The organism is Lentilactobacillus kisonensis DSM 19906 = JCM 15041 (genome assembly GCF_001434135.1).
Lineage (GTDB): Bacteria > Bacillota > Bacilli > Lactobacillales > Lactobacillaceae > Lentilactobacillus > Lentilactobacillus kisonensis.
The window spans coordinates 92,330-112,572 of record NZ_AZEB01000003.1 but is presented as its reverse complement, the minus strand read 5'-3'; the positions used below and the strand labels follow the sequence as shown (position 1 = coordinate 112,572).

Genomic DNA, 20,243 nt, shown 5'->3' with positions numbered 1-20,243 from the left:
ATTTGATTGTGGTGACCTCATTTTGCGATGGGGTCACTTTTTAGTTGGGAAGATTTTTGGCTTTTGTGGATAGTCTTGGTGAACTGGAGGGATAGGGGCCGTTCTTTATTAGAACTGGTCTGATTGGTTATTGGGTTTAGGACTGTTCCAGAAGGCAGATGCCAGTATCTAAGCTGCCTCACTCAATACTCTCAGGACTAGGGATTAAGTATCTATAGAAAAGTGTTCTGCCAAGTTGTAATCTGACTGGAGCATTCTTTGGTAAAATCTTGGGTTATCTTGGGTTATTTAGTGATCATTCTCTGATACATAGATTAGGACCGCTTTCTAACCGCTTTACTCCGCTCACTTATTTTTTACCTCTCTTTTACACTAAGAAAACATCCCTTTTACATTCAACCCTCACAATAAGCCTTGTAGTTAAATAAATGATTTTGAGGTGAGCGCTTTGTCGATTACGTTAAATAACGTCCGCAAAGATTATGACAGTGAAACCGAAGTCTTGAAAGATATCTCAGTAGAAGTTGAAACCGGTGAATTCTTTGTTATCGTTGGGCCTTCTGGGTGTGGTAAGAGTAATCTGCTGCGAATGATCGCTGGCTTAACGCCGATTACTGCTGGTGAAGTGAAGATTGACGATACCGTGGTCAACGATTTACCACCAAAGGCGCGGAAGTTAACAATGGTTTTTCAAAATTACGCGTTGTTTCCGTTCCTAAGTGTTTGGGACAACGTTGCCTTTGGACTGAAGGCGCGGAAATTAGCTCCTGATGACATTAATGCCCGTGTTAAAGAGGCCTTAAAGATGGTTAACCTTACCACTTTAGCAAAGCGGAAACCACGGGAATTATCAGGTGGTCAGCGTCAGCGGGTTGCGCTAGCCCGAGCAGTTGCCAGTGACGCCAAAATTTGTCTGATGGATGAACCCCTCTCCAACTTGGATGCCCAACTACGGATTAAAATGCGTCAAGAAATTTACGCACTCCAACGAAAACTCGGCTTAACGTTGATCTACGTGACTCATGATCAAGTTGAAGCGATGACGATGGCCGACCATATCATGGTTTTAAACGATCGCCATGTGCAACAAATTGGCACGCCAAGTGAGATTTATCAAAACCCCAAGAATGCCTTTGTTGCTAAATTCTTTGGCACACCACAAATTAATATTCTTCCAGCGACCCGTTCAGCCGATAATAACCACATGATAAACGTTTCATCAGATCTGCAAATTATCCTGAGTGAAGAAGTGCCCGCTGAAAAATTACAGATTGGGATTCGCCCTGATGACATGCAGATTCGACTCGCTGAAGGCGTTGATGGCAATGCGGTCGTGAAGAATACTGAATTTTTAGGTGATGAAACAATTGTTTATGCCACCTTAAACAGTGGGAACGATATTCACGTTGTGATGACTGGCAAGGTTGATTTTAGAAACTATGAGCCGATTAAGGTGACTGCCAATTCTAACTTGATGTTCTTTGATGCCAATGGGAAGCGAATTGACATCTCAAAGGAGGCATACGTTCATGCTTAAATCACCTGCATCCGATTCTACTTCAGCACCGATTAATCGAGCGGAAACTAAGGCCAAGATTGAAGCGTCTGAAAAGGCGTTTTCGTTAAATGCTAAGGATAAATATTACGCCCTGCTATTTTTAGGACCTTCATTACTAATTCTAGGAATCTTTATTTTCTATCCGATGTTTAAAACCCTCTATTTAAGTTTGTTTTTAACCAATACCGTTGGGAAGCCCACTGTGTTTGTTGGCCTTTCAAATTACATTAACTTATTAACGTCGGCTGATTATTTAAACAGTTTAGCGGTGACAATGGTTTATGTATTGGCAGTAACTGCTCTCACCATTGCGTTGGGGTTATTACTTGCCAGCCTCGCTAGTAAGAAGATTGCTGGCATTGGTTTCTTTAGAACGTTATTTTCCTCTACCATGGGCGTTTCCGTTTCGGTCGCCGCAATCTTCTGGCTCTTTATCTTTAACCCATCCACTGGGTTTCTATCGTTAATTAGTACTTGGCTGCACTTGCCAGCAATCGGCTGGTTGACGGATCCAACTTGGGCAATGGTAGCGGTCATTATTACAACTGTTTGGATGAACCTCGGCTTTACCTTTCTGATTCTCTTTGGGGCCATCCAATCTGTTCCAACGACACTATACGAGGCTGCTAGCATTGAAGGGGCGTCATCGCGGTTCCAATTTTTCCACATTACCATCCCGTCAATTTCACCAACCCTGTTCTTCGTTTCAATTGTGACGTTGATCGACGGCTTTAAGAGCTTCGGCCTCATTGATTTGATGACTAAGGGTGGGCCAACTAACGCAACCAACATGCTGGTTTACCGAATTTATAAGGATGCCTTTTACAGTGGCAACTTCGCCCAGGCGAGTGCTGAAGCGTTGATTTTGACGGTTATCATTGCGTTATTTACGTTATTGCAATTTAAAGTCTTAGAAAAGCGGGTGAACTACTAATGAACGTTGTCGCAAAGCCTAAAATAGCTAAGAACGTTTGGAACTATTTATTATTGAGTGTTTTGGCATTGGTCGTTTTGGCGCCATTTTTCATTGGTTTATGGACCAGCTTTTTGCCGACCATGCAAATTGCGAAGGGCAACTTCTTGAGCACGGATTTATCGTTTCAAAATTACGTTGATGCCTTTACCCAAACGCCGATCCTTCATTACTTGGGAAACAGTCTGGTAATTTCAACGGTCACCATGTTCGCCCAATTACTATTCTGCTCGATGAGTGCCTATGCATTTGTTTTTTTGGATTTTAAATATAAGCGATCACTTTTTGTCTTGGTATTAGCAACGATGATGCTGCCATTTGAAGCGGAAATTATTCCCAATTTCTCGACAGTTAAGGCGATGGGGTTGTTGAATAGTTATTCGGTTATGATTATTCCGTTTCTAACCTCGGCGTTTGGGATCTTTATGTTGCGCCAATCATTCAAGCAAATGCCAGCAGAACTCAAGGAAGCGGCTGATATTGAAGGCCTTGGTCACCTACAATTTTATTGGCGGATCGTGATGCCATACAATCGGATTTCACTAATCACTTTGGGGGCGTACAGTTTCTTGGGTGCTTGGAATCAATATTTGTGGCCAATGTTGACAACCTTTAGTAATTCATTTCGGCCAGTTCAAAACGGTCTGCGGCAGCTCCAGTCTGAAGAAACGTTTAATGACTGGGGAATGATCCAAGCAACCGCGGCGATTGTTGTCATCCCAACGTTGATCGTTCTTTTCGTGGGCCAACATTACTTTAAATCAGGCGCAAACGAAGGGGCGGTTAAGTGATGGTAAAAATTTGGGATTTCATTAAAAATCATTTAATTCCAATCATTGCGGTCGTGGTTGTTGCAATTGGAGTAGCTTTTGTGGGGGCTTCGCATAAGGAGACCACCGCCAAAGCTGGCCGAACCCCGATCGTTTTCTGGCATGAAATGGGTGGCCCTGCCGAACAGGCCCTTGATAAAATGGTTGATAATTTTAATCAGTCACAAAGTAAGTATGAAGTCATTCCTCAATATGAGGGTGCGTATGACGAAGCGGTACAAAAGATTATTCAAAGTCACGGTACCAGCGCATCGCCAGCGTTATTTCAGTCATTTGACATTTCAACTGCCCAAATGATGCATAGTAAGTACACTACGCCAGTTCAGAAGTTCATTGATGAGGATCATTACGACACGAGTGATATTTCGCCGGTGGCCCGATCGTTTTACTCAAATAAGGGTCAACAGTTGGCAATGCCGTTTAACACGTCACAGCCGGTTCTGTATTACAACGCAACGCTCCTGAAAAAATACGGGATCACGCCACCGTCTAAGTCACCTAGTTATAGTGAAATTAGCCGGGTCGCTAAGGAATTGTACGAAAAATCTCATCATAAAGTTAAGGGAATGACGATGGAAATTTATGGCTGGCTGCTAGAAGAGGCGTTGGCTAATGATAAGACTAAGCTAATCAATAATGGCGACGGTCATCAAGGCAACCCAACCAAAATTAACGTTAATAATCCTAATACGGTTAAGTTTCTCAAATGGATTCGGACCAATATCAAGTCAGGCGATTTTGTGAATTATGGGTCGGGTGCTAGTGCGGAAACCAACGAAATTGCGGCTTTCCTGGCGGATAAATTAGGGATCTTTGTGCAGTCCTCTGCTTACATCGGTCAGCTAACCACTGGCAATAAGAATAAATTGGGGATTAGCTACTTCCCACATCCAGACGGGACAAAAGCAAATGGTGTGGGAATTGGTGGCGCTGCTTTGTGGATTTCAAATGACAAGCCGGAAAAAGTTCAAAAGGGCGCATTTGAATTCATTAAGTATGCAGAAAGCGCCAAGAATCAAGCCAATTGGCAAGTTGCCACTGGTTATTTAGCCTTGAACAAGAATTCGCAGAAGCAAAAGGCCCTGCAGAATCTGTATAAAAAGATCCCCGCAGCCCGGGTTCCTGGGGAGCAGTTAGCGAGTGCTAAGCCGAATAATGCAAACTCGGGAATTTTGATGGAAGGGATGCAGCTAACCCGGGAATTGGAAGAAACGGCGATGGAGACGGTTTACAACGGCGGCAATATTGACGGTGCTTTGACAACCGCTAATAAAGCAATGAACGCTAATTTAACGACCACCAACCGGGCGGATAAGAAATGATGAATTGATTGAAAGGACCGTTCTGCAGAGCAACAATCTGCGCGTAAGCACCTTCAAGAAAAATTCCAGAACCGGGAATTCCCCTTGAAGGAGACTTGCACTCCGATTGTTAACCGCTCTGCTACACTCACTTTTTCATAGGACAGTTCCACAGAGCAGGGATCTACGCGTAAGCACCTCTGGAAAAAATTCCAAGACCAGGAATTCCTTCCAGAGGAGACTTACACTCCGATCCCTAACCGCTCTGCTACACTCACTATTGATGAAAGGAAGTTATTTTATGACAACCAGTACCCTAATTTTTGGTCATCGTGGTTATCCCCACAAGTTTATGGAGAATTCATTGGACGGATTTATTTACGCAATTGATCATGGCGTTGAGGGCTTGGAATTTGATGTTCATCTTACGAAAGATAATATGCCGGTAATTATGCATGATGAAAGGATTGACCGGACAACCGATGGGAAGGGGCGGATTCAGGATTATTCCTTGGAAGAATTACGTCAGTTCCATTTGAAAGACGGGCAAAAAATTCCGACTTTGAGGGATCTATTGACCGCTGCTAATCAACAGCCCGTTTACCTGAACTTGGAGTTTAAGACGAATAAAATTCACTACCCGCATATTGAAGCAATCGTGTTGGACATGGTCCGGCAATATGACTTGGCGTACCCCGTGATCTATTCGTCGTTTAACCTTGACTCGTTAAAGATTGCTTATCAACTGGATCCTAATCAACAGTATTGTCTATTGGCTGATCATCCAATTTTGAATGCAAAGGCGCTTATTCAAAAAGAACACTTGTCAGGATTACATCTCAATCACTATCAAGCACTTGGGAACGTGAAGGAACGGATTTGGACGGTTGACGATCCGCGGAAGCAAGTCAAGTTGTTAGCGGAACACGTTGCTGGGATTATCACCGATAACTTTGAAGAAGCTGAACGGGTTAAAAATAGTGAGCGGAGCCAAGCGTTAGAGACTGGAGCCTAAGTTTTCCCCACCAGAAATCCCGGTTTTGGATTTTTGGTGGGGAAGGCTTAGGTGCAAGTCTCTGCTTGGCGCAGCTGTCCTATGTTAAATAGAAAACAAAAGCAACCAATGATGAATGGAAAAAAATCATCATTGGTTGCTTTTTTGTAATGCTAGGAACTAGAAGCGATTACTTCACAAAGTTCGTTTTAATCCTATCCATCGGGACTTCCCGCGGGGCAAACTTTTCAGTGGTTTGACCCACTGTTAAACCAAATACTGGTGTAAAACCGCTTGGAATGACATCAGCTGGAATCGAACTTAAGCCGCCCATATTATAATTGGCGCCAAGCCCTTGATCTTCAGCGGCTAATTCCATGTTATGAACGATTGCGCCAGCAGAAACTTCCTCGGGGGCACCCGCATTGTTGGTGGATACCACAATGACGGTCGGAGCATCATAAACGCCGCTCATCTTGGCTAAGGTTGCTGGGTCTTGAATGACCGTTAGTCGATAATTATCGTATTGGCCCATGGCAACCGGACTTGCATTTGCTGCCGTTAAAATTTCATGGAGCTGGTAGTCAGTGATTTGACCACTATATTCACGAATTGCTTTTCTTGAACTGATCATTTTTTGTGTTTCCATAATCAATAAGCCTCCTAATAAAAGTGAGCGGAGCAAAGCGGTTAGGGATCGGAGTGTAAGTCTCCTGTATCAGAAATCCCTGGTTCTGGGATTTTTGGTACAGGTGCTTACGCGCAGATCCCTGCTTTGTGCAGCTGTCCTAATAAAAGTGAGCGGAGCAAAGCGGTTAGAAACCGGAGCATAAGTCTCCTCGGTCAAGAATTCCCGGTTTTGGAATTCTTGACTGAGGTGCTTATGCGGAGGTTTCTGCTTTGTGCAGCTGTCCTCCACTTGTACTTAACTCACTATTCAAACTCTTCATACTCATTTGGATCCTGACCGTCTACACGGCCGTCTGGTTTGCTTAAACCGTTGATTGCCTGGATTTCATCATTGGTTAATTCAAAGTCAAAGATATCCTTATTAGCCCGCTGATGACTTAAGTTGCTGGAACGGGGAATTGGGATCACATCACGCTGGGTATGCCATCTCAAAATAATTTGACCAGCGTTTTTATTGTATTTCTTGGCGAGATCTTGAATAACTGGTTCCTTCAAGGCTGAACTACCACGGCCAAGGGGACTCCAGGCTTCAGAAACGATACCCCGAGCTTGGTCGGCTGCTAACATTCGTTCATTATTCCAATAAGGGTGCACCTCAATTTGATTAACTGCTGGGGTAACCCCGGTTTCGTTGATAAGTCGATCCAAGTGTTCTGGTTCAAAATTAGAAACGCCAATCGAGCGGATTAAGCCCCGTTCCTTAGCATCAATCATTGCCTGAAAGGCTTCAACGTAGTGATCACGTTTTGGCAATGGCCAGTGAATTAAGTATAAATCAAAGTAGTCTAATCCTAAGCGATACAAACTTTCTTGAATCGCTTTGGTTGCTTCATGGTACTGATGATATTTGCCAGGTAACTTGGAAGTAACAAAGAAATGGGAACGGGGAATTCCAGAGCGGCGAATCGCTTCACCAACCATTCCCTCATTATCATAATTAGTTGCCGTGTCTAAACCACGATAACCATCGTGGATTGCGGCTAAAACTTGTTGCAGACCGGCACCACCTCTGATTTGATAAGTGCCTAATTCAATTTCAGGGATTTTAAAACCGTCGTTCATCGTCATTTCAGGAATTGTTTTTGCCATGTATGATGACCTCCAATTAACTTATTTTTTGGAATTCTTGTCAGTGGGCTTTTGAGGGTTAGTAGGTTGATTTTTCTCAGGACCTTTCGCCGAATCTAGGGACGAATTGTCGAGCTTTCTAATCGTGATGTACCACCCAACCTGCATTGAGCGGTTAGGGTTAATATATTCAACGCTCAAAAGATAATTTTTGGCACTTGGGCTTTTTTCAAGTAACATATTTTTAATTTCGAGGGCATCAGCTCTAGTGTCAAAGCGGAAGTTGCTATTCGTGCTGTAATTGCTGTGCTTACCGGGCTCCTTATATTCTTGATTAAAGAAATCCAGGTATTCCTTGGCATTGTTCAAGGCTTAATCACGTCCTTCCTCATCCCTATTGTACTCAATAATGGAACTGATTTCATTCTTGGAAACAAATTGTTTAAGCGGATTTTAATTTTTGCGATTTCGGTAGTTTGTTTGAATTGATGAAAGCGATATAATCAGGAGATAAGGGGGGATTGGTATGTCAAAAAATGGCCTATTACTCGTGAACTTAGGCTCACCCAAATCACCGAGTACTAAAGATGTTAAAACGTATTTGAAAGAATTTTTAAGCGATCAAAACGTTGTGACTTTGCCTAAATGGTTCTGGCAGCCGCTTTTGCGCGGGATGATTCTGCCGATGCGGACGTGGCGGTCGGCGACCTATTACCGTCATATGTGGACCCAAGCTGGCTCGCCACTAACCGTCTACACCGAGATGATGCAGCGGAAGGTTCAAAGTATCCTGAGTGATTGGGATATTCAGTTTGCGATGAACTATGGCGGACCAACCATTACCGAAAAAATGAAGCTGATGCATCAAAATGGTGATGCCCAGATCATTGTTTTGCCACTGTTTCCTAACTACACGCAAAGTACCCATGACACGATTATCGAAAAGGTCAAAGCAACCGGAATCCCAGCTTACATAATCAAAAACTTCTACGATCAACCGCGATATCAGCAGATTTTAGCTGCCCAAGTTGATGAAAGCTACGTTAGGAAAAACTACGACGCGGTTATTTTTAGCTACCACGGAATTCCCATGTCGATGATTAATAAGGGTGATCCTTATGAGAAAGAGTGTCAGGCAACAACGGCGGGGGTCCTCAAGTATATTCAGCAGGTGCCAAAGGAAAAAGTCTTCACGGTTTTTCAATCCAAGTTTGGGCCAATGCCGTGGCTGAAGCCATATCTCAAGAACACATTGATGGAGATTGCGGCAATGGGTAAACGGAACGTCTTAATCGTAACGCCATCATTTGTTGAGGACTGTTTGGAGACAATTGAGGAGAATGACGTCCAGAACTATCAGACATTTAGGTCCAGTGGTGGCAAGGTGTTCGATGCCGTGCCACCGATGAATGCCAGTGATGATTTTTGCCAGTTCATCGCCGAGTTGAGTCAGAAAAAATTAGCTGCGTATAGAGGGAACGCCAATGAATGAGCAACAGAATAAGAGCTTAGACGAAATTAATCGTAGCGTAAAGGTGCCCAGCGTTTATGAATCATCCTTTCTGCAAAAGTTTCTTGCTTATAGTGGTCCCGGGGCGTTGGTTGCGGTCGGTTACATGGATCCTGGTAACTGGCTGACGTCACTTTCCGGCGGTAGTAAGTATCGTTATGAATTGTTGTCGGTGCTGTTAATATCGATTCTTGTCGCGATGTTTATGCAAACGTTGGCAATTAAACTAGGAGTTGTGTCGAGGTTGGATCTAGCTCAGGCAATTGCTGAAAAGATTCCGCGTTGGGGGCGTTACGTTCTCTGGTTCATCAATGAAATTGCAATGATGGCGACCGATATGACCGGCGTTGTCGGTACGTCAATTGCGTTAAAACTTCTCTTTGGATTGCCGCTAATATTTGGCATTTTTTTGACAATCTTTGATGTGTTATTGGTCTTGCTATTTTTACATTTTGGCATTCGCCGGATTGAATTTATTGTGCTATTTTCAATATTAGTGGTGGGCGTTATTTTTGGAATTGAAGTATTTCGCGTTCAGCCAAATATTGGCGGCATTCTCAAGGGGTTAGTCCCCACACCTAGGATCTTGACCAATCATGATAAGTTAATTATGAGCTTAGGAATCGTCGGTGCCACGATCATGCCCCACAACGTTTACTTACATTCATCGTTAGCTCAGAGCCGTCGTTATGATTATCACGACCCCAAGCAGGTAAACGAAGCGTTGCGGTTTGGCAAATGGGATTCGAACGTGCATCTGGTTGCCGCTTTCTTGATCAACGCGTTATTGTTAATCCTTGGTGGTACGCTGTTTTTTAATAAAAACGCTAATTTCTCAGCTTTCCAAGACGTTTACCATGGGTTGCAGAATTCTGCGATCGTCGGTAGCTTAGCCAGCCCGCTGATGAGTACGTTGTTTGCGTTTGCGTTGCTGATTACCGGGATGATTTCTTCGATTACCAGCACGCTGGCGGGGCAAATTGTGATGGAGGGGTACCTGCATATCCGACTGCCGCTTTGGGAACGACGGTTACTAACGCGGTTTGTGACCTTGATTCCAATTCTGATTATTGGCTTCATTGTTGGCTTTAGTGACGATACGTTTGAAAAAATGATTGTGTTTGCACAGATTGCGTTGTCGATTGCGTTACCGTTCACGTTGTTTCCAATGGTTGCGCTTACTAACAATCATGACTTAATGGGCGTTCATACCAATCGGTTATCGGTAACCGTAATTGGGTATCTCTTAACTTGTGTGATCACGGTGCTTAATATTCAGTTCATTATTGCAATCTTTTAAGGGGGTAGTTGTTTGAAAGTGCTTGGAATTTTAGGGTCGCACCGAAACGACGGGGCGACAGATAAAATGCTGGAAGCCGTTATGGCGGGGGTTCAAAAGGCAAATGAAACAGAGGTCGTCTATCTTGAAGATTATCCGTTTAAGCCTGATCAGGGGGACAAAAAGGACCCGGTATTAGACGAGTTAGAACAAAAGATGCTCGAAAGTGATGTTTGGGTACTGGCAGCGCCAACATACTGGGGTGGCCTTGCTGGTAAGATGAAGGATTTTTTTGATTGTATGCGCCAGCGGTTAGTCCGATTCGATCATACGGGCGGCACGCACCCAGATCGATTTAAGGATAAACACTACTTGAGCATCACCGACTGTTACACAGGCGCGTTCGAAAACTGGGTTACCGGGGTTACCGATCAAAGTTTTCGAACGATTGACAAGGTAATGAGTGCTGCCGGGGTGATTAAGGTTCACGAACTGGTTCTCACTAATACTTGGGGCCTAAAGGAATTACCAGAAAGTAAAAAGCAAACCTGCCTTAAGTGGGGACAGCGGCTAAACTCTGTAAAGAAAAGGGATGACAGTACATTGAAACGATATATTGAATTATTCTTTATGATTGCATTTATGGCATTAATTACGATGGGCATTCAGTTTGGCTTTAAATTAGTTCCTAGTCAGGGATTCTGGTTACGCTATGCGTCGTTTGTCGTAATCTTCTATGTTCTATTGGGCTGTATCCTGCATTTCTTCACGGTGGTTAAGCATCGCCGCAGATAATGAGTGAAAAGAAGCAATTCTCGAAATATGTAAAAAAGGAAGTTCCGGATACGCCAATACAGGCATTTCTGGGACTTCCTTTTTGTGCTAATTAAATTTAACCAACGACAACCAACGATTTAATGGCTTCTCGTTTAGCCATTGCCTGATAAGCAGTATCAATATCATCGAGGGTAAAGCGCTTCGTAAAGACTTTGCCAGGATGAATATCACCATCTAAGACGGCTTTTAAGAGGACTGATTTATCGTAGGTTGTCACGGAGGCAGGGCCGCCGGCAACCACTAAGTTGCTGTAAAATGGACCGGTTAAATCGGTCTTTGGGGTATGCGGCAAGCCAACTCGGCCAACAATGGCGCCTGGGCGAGCAACTCGCATGGCAGTATTGGTTGATAATTCACTACCGACACACTCAAGTACAGCGTCTGCACCAGCACCATTGGTCAATGCCATCACCTTATCAACGGCTTCATCACCACGTTCAGCGATGATATCGGTTGCGCCAAATTCAGTTGCAAGCTTTTCACGGTCTTCATGCCGACTCATGGCAATAATTCGCTTGGCACTGCGCATCTGAGCAGCAATCACCCCGCAAAGGCCAACGGCACCGTCGCCGACAACGACGACCGTATCACCAGTCTTGACGTTGGCAACCCGGGCAGCGTGGTAACCAGTTGCCATCACGTCAGCTAGTGATAATAATGAGTTCAGCATGCCATCACTGTAATCTTCCGGTTTGCCAGGAATTTTAACTAATGACCATTCGGCGTGTTGATAACGAATGTATTCGGCTTGATAACCAGAGCTGAAATTGTCGCTATGACTTTGACAGCTGCCTTCATAGCCGGCCCGGCAAGCGGCACAGTGGCCGCAACCGTGAGTAAATGGGGCGATCACAAAGTCACCAGGTTTAATGGTGGTAATGGCGTCACCAACTTTTTCAACGATTCCGATAGCTTCATGACCACTGTTTTCGGAGTTGGGATCCTTAGCTTCTAGATCACGATATGCCCACAGATCAGAACCGCAGACACAGGCTCGTAAAACGTGAATAATAGCATCGTCATCTTTTTGGATGGTTGGCTTATCAATATCCTGAATTTCGACTTTACCAGGTTTAACAAATATGGTTGATTTCAATTTTCTATCCCCTTTGGAATTTTGTTAACGAACAAGTTAATTTTAACACTTGGTGGCAATGCAAAAAACGATCAATTAATAAACCTAACTGGTCGTTTAATCATGATATACACTAGAAAGTTTATTCGTGATGGTTACTTACTGCCGTCGATTGCAGACTGATTAGATGTGTACACGATTCGGTATTTCAACACATTATTAGCAGTTTTATTGGATTTAACGGCTGTCCACTTTCCCTGTTCTTTTTGATAAATAAATTTAGGGGTTGTACCATTTAACTGGACAAAGTACTTCTGGTTACCGGATTTTCGAACCCGATAAACCTTAACCCGGCTGGTTGGCGACAATTGTTCGGATGAAGGTGCGGTTTTGTTATAAGCCGTCACAGATTGCCTAATCATATCCTTATACTGATTAGTTTGGTGGCTCTTCATGATGATACCCACAATGCCGGCAACGACAACCAAAGCCATGATTGTCAACATAACCCACAGAACGTTGGCTCGTCTGGCGTTTTGGGCTTTTTCTTTTTCGTTCATTGTTAATCACCTCATAGCGTTATGATGGACTCATTTACCCACCTCTAATTTAGCACAAGGCACCCGTGGTTGGAATGATTGTGAAATAAAAAAGGTTAATGACAAATTCAATTTGTCATTAGCCCAGTATAAATTAAACGTAAAAATCAACTCCGCTTTTTAAGGTCGCTTTTTTTATCAAAGAATTGGTTGAGATCGGTTTTATCTGTATCGCCACTCAAGCCAGTCTCAATCATATCTTGAGCATCCAATAATTTTGCTTTATCAAAAAATGGGACAGATACATAAAAATCGTTACCAGCTCTTTGGATATCCAAAACGGTTAAAATACCACTTCCAATTAAAGCGATCCCCAAAACGAACCAAATTAGGCCAGCAATAAATGATGTTCCAAGTTCCCCAAATCCAATAAATGCAAAAATGGCACCGATAATTATCGGTAGAACCTTATACTGAGTACTAATCCGCGTAGAACTAACGTTTTTCAAAGGAATTGCCTGCTGGTCTTTACCGGCAGGGATGAATCCTAAGATGGTATTAGCGCCCGTAACTTTAACAAATCGTGAATCAACGGATACAAATCCTTTTACCCAAAAAAATAGCAAAGACAATGAAAAATCGACTCTCTTACTCATAATTAAATAGGTCACTCCTCAAAATTTTTTTGATACCTGACAAGTATAGCATTTTATCCATATACTTATAACAAAAAATAAATATATCTCATAATAATTATTCCTTTTTATCTAACAAATCGTTTCTTTATCGGTAGATACTTAATAGAAAAGACTATAATAAACAACATAGTTTTTGAATTTATTTTAAGGAGGCCATGCTTTTGCTTTGGATTAATGTGCATTTAATTTCATGGGTATTATTAGTTATTTCTGTTATTCTCGCGTTTGCTTTAAAGGATAAGTTAGCCACAATCTTTATAATGGTCACCCGGGTCCTTTATATTCCCATCTTGATATCCGGTGGTTTTTTAGCTTGGTTTCGAATTCCCAAGACCCCGGTAAGTGGGATTGTCAAATTACTATTAGGGCTGGCGGTAATTGCCCTAATTGAAATTAGTTTTGCTCATAAGAATCGGGGCAGTGGTTCAAAAGTGCTTTATTGGACCTTGGCGACCGTATTTGTCGTAACGACGATCTTTGGCTTCTATTTGGCTGGTTGGTATCCAATTGCCTGGCATTAAAATTCAGTTTGGGGGACTTTTGTAATGGACATCGTTTTGCTTATCCTAGCGGGCTTTATCATTGGGACAATTGTCATCAGCCTTGGTGGTGGGGGCGCTGCCTATTACCTGGGAATTTTAACGACAATTTTTGGCTTAGGCCCAGCTAGTGCCGCGGCAACTTCCCTGGTGACTGCCTTTCCGTCACTTTTAATTGGGTCGTATTCATACTTTCGGCTCCATAAAATCAACTTCAAGATCGCATTACGGATGATTTATGCCGCGGTTCCGGCAGTTATTATCGGCTCACTTATATCACCGTATATTCCTGAAAAGCTCTACTCATACATTATTGGTGGGATCTTAGCTTATCTGGGAATTCAACTGTTACTGCAATCGAAGCAAAATAATCATCGAGCTGGCCAGGCAGCCGCAATTGTTTACGGTGTTATTGGTGGCTTGATGGTCGGTGTTGGGGGCCTAAGTGGTGGTGGCCCAATTACTGCCGGTTTGCTGGTGATGGGTGCAGATATGGTTACAGCGGCCGCAACCTCGTCACTGGTTTTGGTCACGATGACCTTTGTTGGCATTTGTTTTCATCTTCAAGCCGGGAACGTTGATTGGGGCGTTGGTATTTGGATCATGATCGGGGCAATTCTTGGATCGTTTTTGGCCCCTATCTTACTTAATCGACTGGATCCGGCAAAATTCACCAAGTATGTGAAGCCAATTTTGGGCATCATGTTAGTTGTGATGGGGGCCTTTACGGCGTTTAAATAGGGGACTTTTGATTGCATGCTAAGTTGCATGATGTCGAAGAATCTTAGTATCTCATACAGATATAACAGTTACAAAAACCCATAATCTCGGTGGCTGTTATTAATTAAGCATGTTATAATTTAGGTATTAAAAAGGAGCGCTGGTGAAACAGCACTCTGATGTAGAACCGTTAAAGACGGTAGCATTAATTAGAATTAACAGATCATTCCAAACTCGCCAAAGTTAGTGGAATGGTCTTTATTTTTTATGCTTCCTGAGTTTTTGCCACGCAACAATTAGCTTGGTAATGGCATTTAGCAGACTGGAAACTGCTAGAATCAATGTCGTCAACCCACTAACGGTTACAATGACTGATCCAAGATCACTCAAAATGGCTGGTCCTTTCATTAGACTGCGATCTAGGGGTTGTTATCCCATACGCATCGCCTTCTTATTAAGATTTGCCGACCATCACTAACTTCCTACGTTGACAATTGTACAGAGCCTCATGAATTATCTATAGGGGAACTTAATCTTTTTGTTACCCAAAGATGACCTCATTCTCGTTAAAGGGATGAGGTCATCTTTCGTCTAAATTCTATTATGCTTCATAGTCATTCTTGACCGCGTTAAAAGTTAAGCTAACTTTCTTATCCGGTAATTCCACCGTGATCTTTTCGTAAGCTGGTTTGAAGCCGTAGTGTGGCAGGTTGACGGCAACTTGACCATTCTTAACGGAAATTGTGTAGTGGTTGAATTCACCGTCTTGATACTTAAAGTCGGTGCCATCGTCTTGATAGTGATCATAACTGGCCTGGTTACCGAAGACTTTGAAGGTCATTTCAGTATCAGGCGTATCCGAAATATGATCAACCGGATTGCCCCAAGGCAGGATGGTATCTTTTTTGATGAAGACTGGTAGTTTGTCCAGTGGGGCGTCAACAACGATGTCCTGGTTGCCAGCGTACTGGCGGTTGTTCCAGAAGTCGATCCACTCACCTGCTGGCAAGTAAACGAGACGCTTGGTTTGCGATCTTTCAACGATTGGGGCAACTAAGATGTTCTCACCAACCATGAACTCGTCGTTAAGGTCGCGGACCCGAGGATCGTTATCGTAATTGAGAACGAGTGGGCGCATAACCGGTAAGCCGCTCTTAGTACCCTTTTCAAATAAATCATACAGATAGGGGATGAAGCGGTAACGTAACTTGACGTATTTACGATAAATTGAAAGCGTTGGTTCACCAAAGGTCCACGGTTCCTGATGACGGGTGCCCATTGCGGCGTGGTTTCTCATCAACGGGCTAAAGAGGGCGGCTTCAATCCAACGGGTTAATAATTCAGGATTCGTATCTGAACCAAACCCGCCAATATCGGTACCAGCAAAGCTAAAGCCGCTCATACCTAGATTACATAATTGTGGAATCATCATCTGAATGTGTGGCCAGATACTGCGGTTATCGCCAGTCCAAACGGTCGAGTATTTTTGAGTGCCGGCATAAGCAGCCCGGGTAATGACGTATGGACGACGGCGCTGATATTCTTTTAAGCCATCATAAGTTGCCTTTGCCATGTTGTGACCGTAAACGTTGTGCATCTTTTTATGCGTTGAAGGCTTGTCGTGATCACTAAAGACAACGTCGTCTGGGATGGCCCCTTCAAACGATGCGGGCTCGTTCATGTCGTTCCAGACACCGCCAACACCAATATCCGTCAGGAATTTATCATTATGGCCCCACCATTTCTGCACATCTGGTCGGCCAAAGTCTGGAAAGGCTGAATCGCCGGGCCAGACCTTGTTGATATAAAGGGTGCCATCGGGAGATTTAACAAAGTACCCCTTCTTAACGCCCTCATTATAAACGTTATAGTCTGGATCCTTTTTAACCCCGGGGTCAATAATTGTGACGATCTTAATCCCACGCTTTTTCAGATTAGTCACGAACTTCTTGGGATCTCCTTCGTACTGATCATTGTTCCAGGTAAAGACGCGGTAACCCCGCATATAGTCAATGTCCAAATGAATGGCGTCGCAGGGGATATCGTATTTTTTCAAGCCGTCAGCGATCGCCTGAACATTTTTTTGACTGACACTGTAGCCCCAGCGAGATTGCTGGTAGCCCAATGTCCATTTTTGAGGCAATGGGACCCGGCCAGTTAGGTAGGTGTAATTGCTGACGATGGCCTTTAATGTTTTACCGCCGAGAATGTAATAATCAAGGTTGCCGGCAACGGCTGAGTAGAAGTAGTAGTTAGGACTTTCCTTACCCATATCAAAATGGCTCTTGTAGGGGTTATCGAAGAAGAGACCATAGGGATGGCCGTTCTTCAAGCCGTACATTACTGGAATTGATTTGTATAGTTTAGTAAAGTTTTCCATCTGGGGGGCTGGATTATCAGTGTTCCAGTTGTCATATTCAAATCCCCGCTTATCCAGGTAACCGGTCTTATCTCCTAGGCCGTAAAGGTGTTCGTCAGCAGTCAATGATTTGACAACTTGATAGTAGCCGCTGTCGGATCCAGTCGTTGAGCCGGAAACGCTATGGCCCTCCGCTTCAACGAGCGCTTCATGATCCTTGTCAACACCCTTATCAAGTAATTGACGTTGGCCGCGGTAATCAACGGCCAATGGATTGCCAGCCGCGTCATAAACATCAACGTGTTGATCGCCATCGATCTTCACTAGTAAATCAGCCGTCCTTAATTCATAATGATCGCCAGCATCCTTAATGGTGAAATCGGTTGGCTGTTCTTTGTCACCCTCAATGGCGTAAGAAGCCCCATTTTCACCCCGGTTTTCAAAGACACGGATGATTGCTGAAGTGATGACGGATAGTTGTAATTGATGATCTGGAAACGCAAATGTGATTGTTTGACCAGTTTGTTTATATTGTGGTAGTTGAGTCATGTTATTTCCTTCCTTTGCAAGTTAATGATTATGCTTTATCAATCTGAGGACGATCTTGTTTAATGACGCTGATCGCAATGGTTGCAATTAACATTGAAATGCCTGCTATTAACATCATACCAGGCATTGATTTGCCAACCAATTGAAACACGATAAAGCTGGCAACCGAAGCGAGAATTTGTGGTAAGCAGATGGTTCCGTTGAAGATGCCAATGTACGAGCCTTCATTAGAACCGTTTAGTGACGACGTAAAGATGTTAAATGGTTCAACGTGAACAGTAAAGAAGCCGATGCCAATCAAGCAGAATGGGACGATTAAGAGGTACTGGCTATGAATGAAGAATACCCAAATCAGGCCAATAGCAAAACTAAAGAGGCCAAATCGGTACCAGTTTTTTCGCTTATATGGATTTGTGTGTGACAAGATTAAGAATCCATACAAGACGGCAGCCATTGATTGGATGAATGTCAAGATACCATACCAATTACCAGCAGCCTGATAGCCAGCTGAAGTGGCATTGGTGGTGTGCCAGACGTTTTGGGCAATCGCTCCGGTCGTGTAAGTCCACATGTACTGAATCCCAATCCAAGCGAACATTTGAACAAGGGCAACTTCCCATAAGGCTTTGGGAGCTTCTTTAATTAACTGCCAAATTGGTTTGGATTTATTATGGGCGTTAGGATCGATGTGGTGATAAAGGGCGTAGGTTTCTGGATCGTATTCCTTAACTTCGTGAATTGTGTAGGCTGAAATGCCAAGTAGAATTGCTGCCCCGATATAGAAAGCCAAACGAACTGACAGCGGAACGACACCTCGTTTAGCAGTGTTGGCAACACCAAAGTAAGTTAAGACAAACGGTAAGATGGTAGCTAACACCCCGCCCAGGTTACTGAAGGCTTGCTGCCAGGACCATGCCTTATCCTTTTGACTTTCGTTAACCATGTCGCCGATGATCATTCGAAATGGCTGCATGCAGACGTTACTAGATAAGTCCATTAATGAAATTGCAATTGCCCCAAATAATAAGGCAGCCAGTGAGGCGTAACCAAAGCCAAACGAGCCGGCGTTTGGTAACAGAATCATGACGATGGCAGCGATTGGTGCGGCGAACAGTAAGTAGGGCATCCGGCGACCAAAGCGGGTCCAGGTAATATCAGAATATTTGCCAATCAGGGGCTGAACGATTAAGCCAGCTAATGGCGGTAAGATGAAGAACAGTCCTAACTTGGTTGGATCGGCACCAATGGTTTGGAAAATCCGACTCATTTGTGAGGATTGTAATGAAAAGGCCATGTTGACACCGCAGAAACCAAACGTGATGGCGAACAGCGTTTTCATGGGTAAATTTGGTAAGCTGTTAGAAATCGGCTGAGTTGCTTTCTTAGGAACAGTCGTTGCGGTTGGATGGCCGCCTGCCAAATGAGTTGTTGATTGATTCATAATCTCATCTCCCGATTTATAAAGTGAGCGAAGCAAAGCGCTTAGAGATCGAAGTGTAAGTCTCTTCTGGAGGAAATTCCCGGACTTGGAATTTGCTCCAGAAGTGCTTACGCGCAGATCTCTGCTTTGCGTAGCTGTCCTGAATGTGGAATCATTTCAACGACATCATCGTAGCACTTTACGTAAACGTTTACAATACTGATTAGACGCAAAAGGAAACGTTTACGTAATTCGCCGTAAAAAAGCGGTATAATGAAGCCATCAGTAAATATGAAAACCGGGTGATTTGAATGAAGCCAACCATTAAGGATATTGCGGCCCAAGCAGGGGTCTCGATTGCGACCGTTTCGCGGGTATTGTCAAATAAACGGGGAACTTATAGTGAGAAGACCAAAGAAAAGATTTTAAAAGTGGCTAAAGAACTCGGCTACCATAAGAACACAACTGCTGTTGATTTGGTTAAGAAAAAAGCTGACGAAATTGCGGTGATCATCAACGCAACGCCAACTAATTTTTCGAATATGATTTTAAGCGGAATCCAGCAGCGGGCCACCGAACTGGGGCAGCGGGTGATTATTTTGTACGCTGGTGATCGAAATACTGACATGCAGCACCAAGCGATTACAACGGTAATGGCGCGATCGGTGTCAGGAATCCTGTTGCTAGCTGTCGAACCCGATGCGACCGATTTGGAATTACTGAAAGAAACCCGGACACCATTTTGTTTTGTCTCACTTTATTTTGGTGATGATCAGATTTTGTCGATTAGTTCGGATAATAAGGCGTTAGCATACCAAGCAACGGAATATTTGATTAATAACGGCCACACGAAGATCGGCTTGGCCGGAATTGATGATTATCATACCGGTAGCCAGCGAGTGCTTGGATATCAAACTGCTATGCGAGATCATGGCTTAGTTGCTAAGAATGACTGGGTCAAGCGAGGTGACTACAGTTACGAGGCTGGCCGCCAATTATTACAAGCATTTCTACCATTAGAGGTAACGGCGATTATTGCTGCCAGTGATATGGTTGCGGTGGGGTTGTTAAATGCCGCGCAGCAGAGCCAAATCGCCGTTCCAGATAAACTGTCCATTATTGGTATTGACGGAACGTTCATCTGTGAAGTAACCACCCCGCCAATTACCAGTGTGACCCAGAACTTCTATGAAATTGGTGTCCGCAGCGTGGATAAAGTGATGGGAAAGGCAACGGAGACGTTTGTGCCGACTCGGATTGTGGTGCGGGGGAGTGTGAAATTAAACCGGTAGCTAATTGTGAGA

At 43.7% G+C, this 20,243-nt stretch carries 20 protein-coding genes; 11 read left to right on the top strand and 9 right to left on the bottom strand.

The window, feature by feature from the left end; translation table 11 throughout:
* The first annotated feature begins 448 nt into the window (after nucleotides 1–448).
* From FC98_RS02910 to FC98_RS02890, 5 genes are all read left to right on the top strand, one after another.
* A complete protein-coding gene (locus FC98_RS02910; RefSeq protein ID WP_054654531.1) occupies nucleotides 449–1,537 on the top strand; it encodes an ABC transporter ATP-binding protein in 1,089 nt (362 codons plus the stop codon).
* Complete coding sequence (locus FC98_RS02905) at nucleotides 1,530–2,492, top strand: carbohydrate ABC transporter permease (RefSeq protein ID WP_008856666.1); 963 nt, start codon at nucleotides 1,530–1,532, stop codon at nucleotides 2,490–2,492. The genes FC98_RS02910 and FC98_RS02905 overlap by 8 nt, the downstream gene beginning before the upstream one ends.
* Nucleotides 2,492–3,322: a carbohydrate ABC transporter permease gene (locus tag FC98_RS02900; RefSeq protein ID WP_008856665.1), complete on the top strand. Its 831-nt coding sequence runs from the start codon at nucleotides 2,492–2,494 to the stop codon at nucleotides 3,320–3,322. The genes FC98_RS02905 and FC98_RS02900 overlap by 1 nt, the downstream gene beginning before the upstream one ends.
* Nucleotides 3,322–4,683 (top strand): ABC transporter substrate-binding protein, encoded by a 1,362-nt coding sequence (locus FC98_RS02895; RefSeq protein ID WP_191981992.1) that lies wholly within the window; start codon nucleotides 3,322–3,324, stop codon nucleotides 4,681–4,683. The genes FC98_RS02900 and FC98_RS02895 overlap by 1 nt, the downstream gene beginning before the upstream one ends.
* Before the next feature lie 280 nt (nucleotides 4,684–4,963).
* Nucleotides 4,964–5,677: a glycerophosphodiester phosphodiesterase gene (locus tag FC98_RS02890; RefSeq protein ID WP_040471425.1), complete on the top strand. Its 714-nt coding sequence runs from the start codon at nucleotides 4,964–4,966 to the stop codon at nucleotides 5,675–5,677.
* 169 nt (nucleotides 5,678–5,846) lie between these two features.
* On the opposite strand, the gene FC98_RS02885 is transcribed toward FC98_RS02890, so the two are convergent.
* The 3 genes from FC98_RS02885 to FC98_RS02875 all read right to left on the bottom strand — a co-directional run bounded on the left by FC98_RS02885 (nucleotide 5,847) and on the right by FC98_RS02875 (nucleotide 7,783).
* Nucleotides 5,847–6,305, bottom strand: coding sequence for a nitroreductase family protein (locus tag FC98_RS02885; RefSeq protein ID WP_056949167.1), 459 nt, complete (start codon nucleotides 6,303–6,305; stop codon nucleotides 5,847–5,849).
* 284 nt (nucleotides 6,306–6,589) lie between these two features.
* Nucleotides 6,590–7,435: an aldo/keto reductase gene (locus tag FC98_RS02880; RefSeq protein ID WP_054654522.1), complete on the bottom strand. Its 846-nt coding sequence runs from the start codon at nucleotides 7,433–7,435 to the stop codon at nucleotides 6,590–6,592.
* Nucleotides 7,436–7,456: 21 nt separating this feature from the next.
* Nucleotides 7,457–7,783 carry a hypothetical protein gene (locus FC98_RS02875; RefSeq protein WP_008856658.1) on the bottom strand — a complete coding sequence of 109 codons (327 nt, stop codon included), beginning with the start codon at nucleotides 7,781–7,783 and terminating at the stop codon, nucleotides 7,457–7,459.
* Nucleotides 7,784–7,940: 157 nt separating this feature from the next.
* Here FC98_RS02875 and hemH point away from each other — a divergent pair, with 157 nt between their 5' ends.
* From hemH to FC98_RS02860, 3 genes are read left to right on the top strand one after another with little or no spacing between them, the layout of a single operon-like run.
* Nucleotides 7,941–8,906 (top strand): ferrochelatase, encoded by a 966-nt coding sequence (gene hemH, locus FC98_RS02870; RefSeq protein ID WP_008856657.1) that lies wholly within the window; start codon nucleotides 7,941–7,943, stop codon nucleotides 8,904–8,906.
* Complete coding sequence (locus tag FC98_RS02865; RefSeq protein ID WP_056949166.1) at nucleotides 8,899–10,224, top strand: Nramp family divalent metal transporter; 1,326 nt, start codon at nucleotides 8,899–8,901, stop codon at nucleotides 10,222–10,224. The genes hemH and FC98_RS02865 overlap by 8 nt, the downstream gene beginning before the upstream one ends.
* Before the next feature lie 12 nt (nucleotides 10,225–10,236).
* Nucleotides 10,237–10,998, top strand: a complete 762-nt coding sequence (locus tag FC98_RS02860; RefSeq protein ID WP_040471423.1) for a flavodoxin family protein — start codon at nucleotides 10,237–10,239, stop codon at nucleotides 10,996–10,998.
* 97 nt (nucleotides 10,999–11,095) lie between these two features.
* Here FC98_RS02860 and FC98_RS02855 read toward each other — a convergent pair whose 3' ends face one another.
* The 3 genes from FC98_RS02855 to FC98_RS02845 form a co-directional block, all read right to left on the bottom strand.
* Complete coding sequence (locus FC98_RS02855) at nucleotides 11,096–12,136, bottom strand: alcohol dehydrogenase catalytic domain-containing protein (RefSeq protein ID WP_054654518.1); 1,041 nt, start codon at nucleotides 12,134–12,136, stop codon at nucleotides 11,096–11,098.
* Nucleotides 12,137–12,270: 134 nt separating this feature from the next.
* The gene (locus tag FC98_RS02850) at nucleotides 12,271–12,675 is read right to left on the bottom strand and encodes a hypothetical protein (protein WP_008856652.1); all 405 of its coding nucleotides are present in this window, start codon (nucleotides 12,673–12,675) and stop codon (nucleotides 12,271–12,273) included.
* A 146-nt stretch (nucleotides 12,676–12,821) separates the two neighbouring features.
* Nucleotides 12,822–13,310, bottom strand: coding sequence for a hypothetical protein (locus tag FC98_RS02845; RefSeq protein ID WP_008856650.1), 489 nt, complete (start codon nucleotides 13,308–13,310; stop codon nucleotides 12,822–12,824).
* A 197-nt stretch (nucleotides 13,311–13,507) separates the two neighbouring features.
* On the opposite strand from FC98_RS02845, the gene FC98_RS02840 reads away from it, so the two are divergent.
* Nucleotides 13,508–13,873: a DUF1516 family protein gene (locus FC98_RS02840; protein WP_008856649.1), complete on the top strand. Its 366-nt coding sequence runs from the start codon at nucleotides 13,508–13,510 to the stop codon at nucleotides 13,871–13,873.
* A 24-nt stretch (nucleotides 13,874–13,897) separates the two neighbouring features.
* Nucleotides 13,898–14,632: a sulfite exporter TauE/SafE family protein gene (locus FC98_RS02835; protein WP_054654514.1), complete on the top strand. Its 735-nt coding sequence runs from the start codon at nucleotides 13,898–13,900 to the stop codon at nucleotides 14,630–14,632.
* A gap of 237 nt (nucleotides 14,633–14,869) precedes the next feature.
* Here the strand turns inward: FC98_RS02835 and FC98_RS14590 are convergent, their stop codons facing one another.
* The 3 genes from FC98_RS14590 to FC98_RS02825 form a co-directional block, all read right to left on the bottom strand.
* On the bottom strand, nucleotides 14,870–15,019 hold the full coding sequence (locus FC98_RS14590; RefSeq protein WP_008856647.1) for a hypothetical protein: 150 nt from the start codon (nucleotides 15,017–15,019) through the stop codon (nucleotides 14,870–14,872).
* Nucleotides 15,020–15,212: 193 nt separating this feature from the next.
* The gene (locus FC98_RS02830) at nucleotides 15,213–17,519 is read right to left on the bottom strand and encodes a glycoside hydrolase family 31 protein (protein WP_008856646.1); all 2,307 of its coding nucleotides are present in this window, start codon (nucleotides 17,517–17,519) and stop codon (nucleotides 15,213–15,215) included.
* 28 nt (nucleotides 17,520–17,547) lie between these two features.
* Nucleotides 17,548–18,960, bottom strand: coding sequence for an SLC45 family MFS transporter (locus FC98_RS02825; RefSeq protein ID WP_056949165.1), 1,413 nt, complete (start codon nucleotides 18,958–18,960; stop codon nucleotides 17,548–17,550).
* A gap of 290 nt (nucleotides 18,961–19,250) precedes the next feature.
* Between FC98_RS02825 and FC98_RS02820 the strand changes: the two genes are divergently transcribed.
* Nucleotides 19,251–20,231, top strand: a complete 981-nt coding sequence (locus FC98_RS02820) for a LacI family DNA-binding transcriptional regulator (protein WP_008856643.1) — start codon at nucleotides 19,251–19,253, stop codon at nucleotides 20,229–20,231.
* Nucleotides 20,232–20,243: the final 12 nt, after the last annotated feature.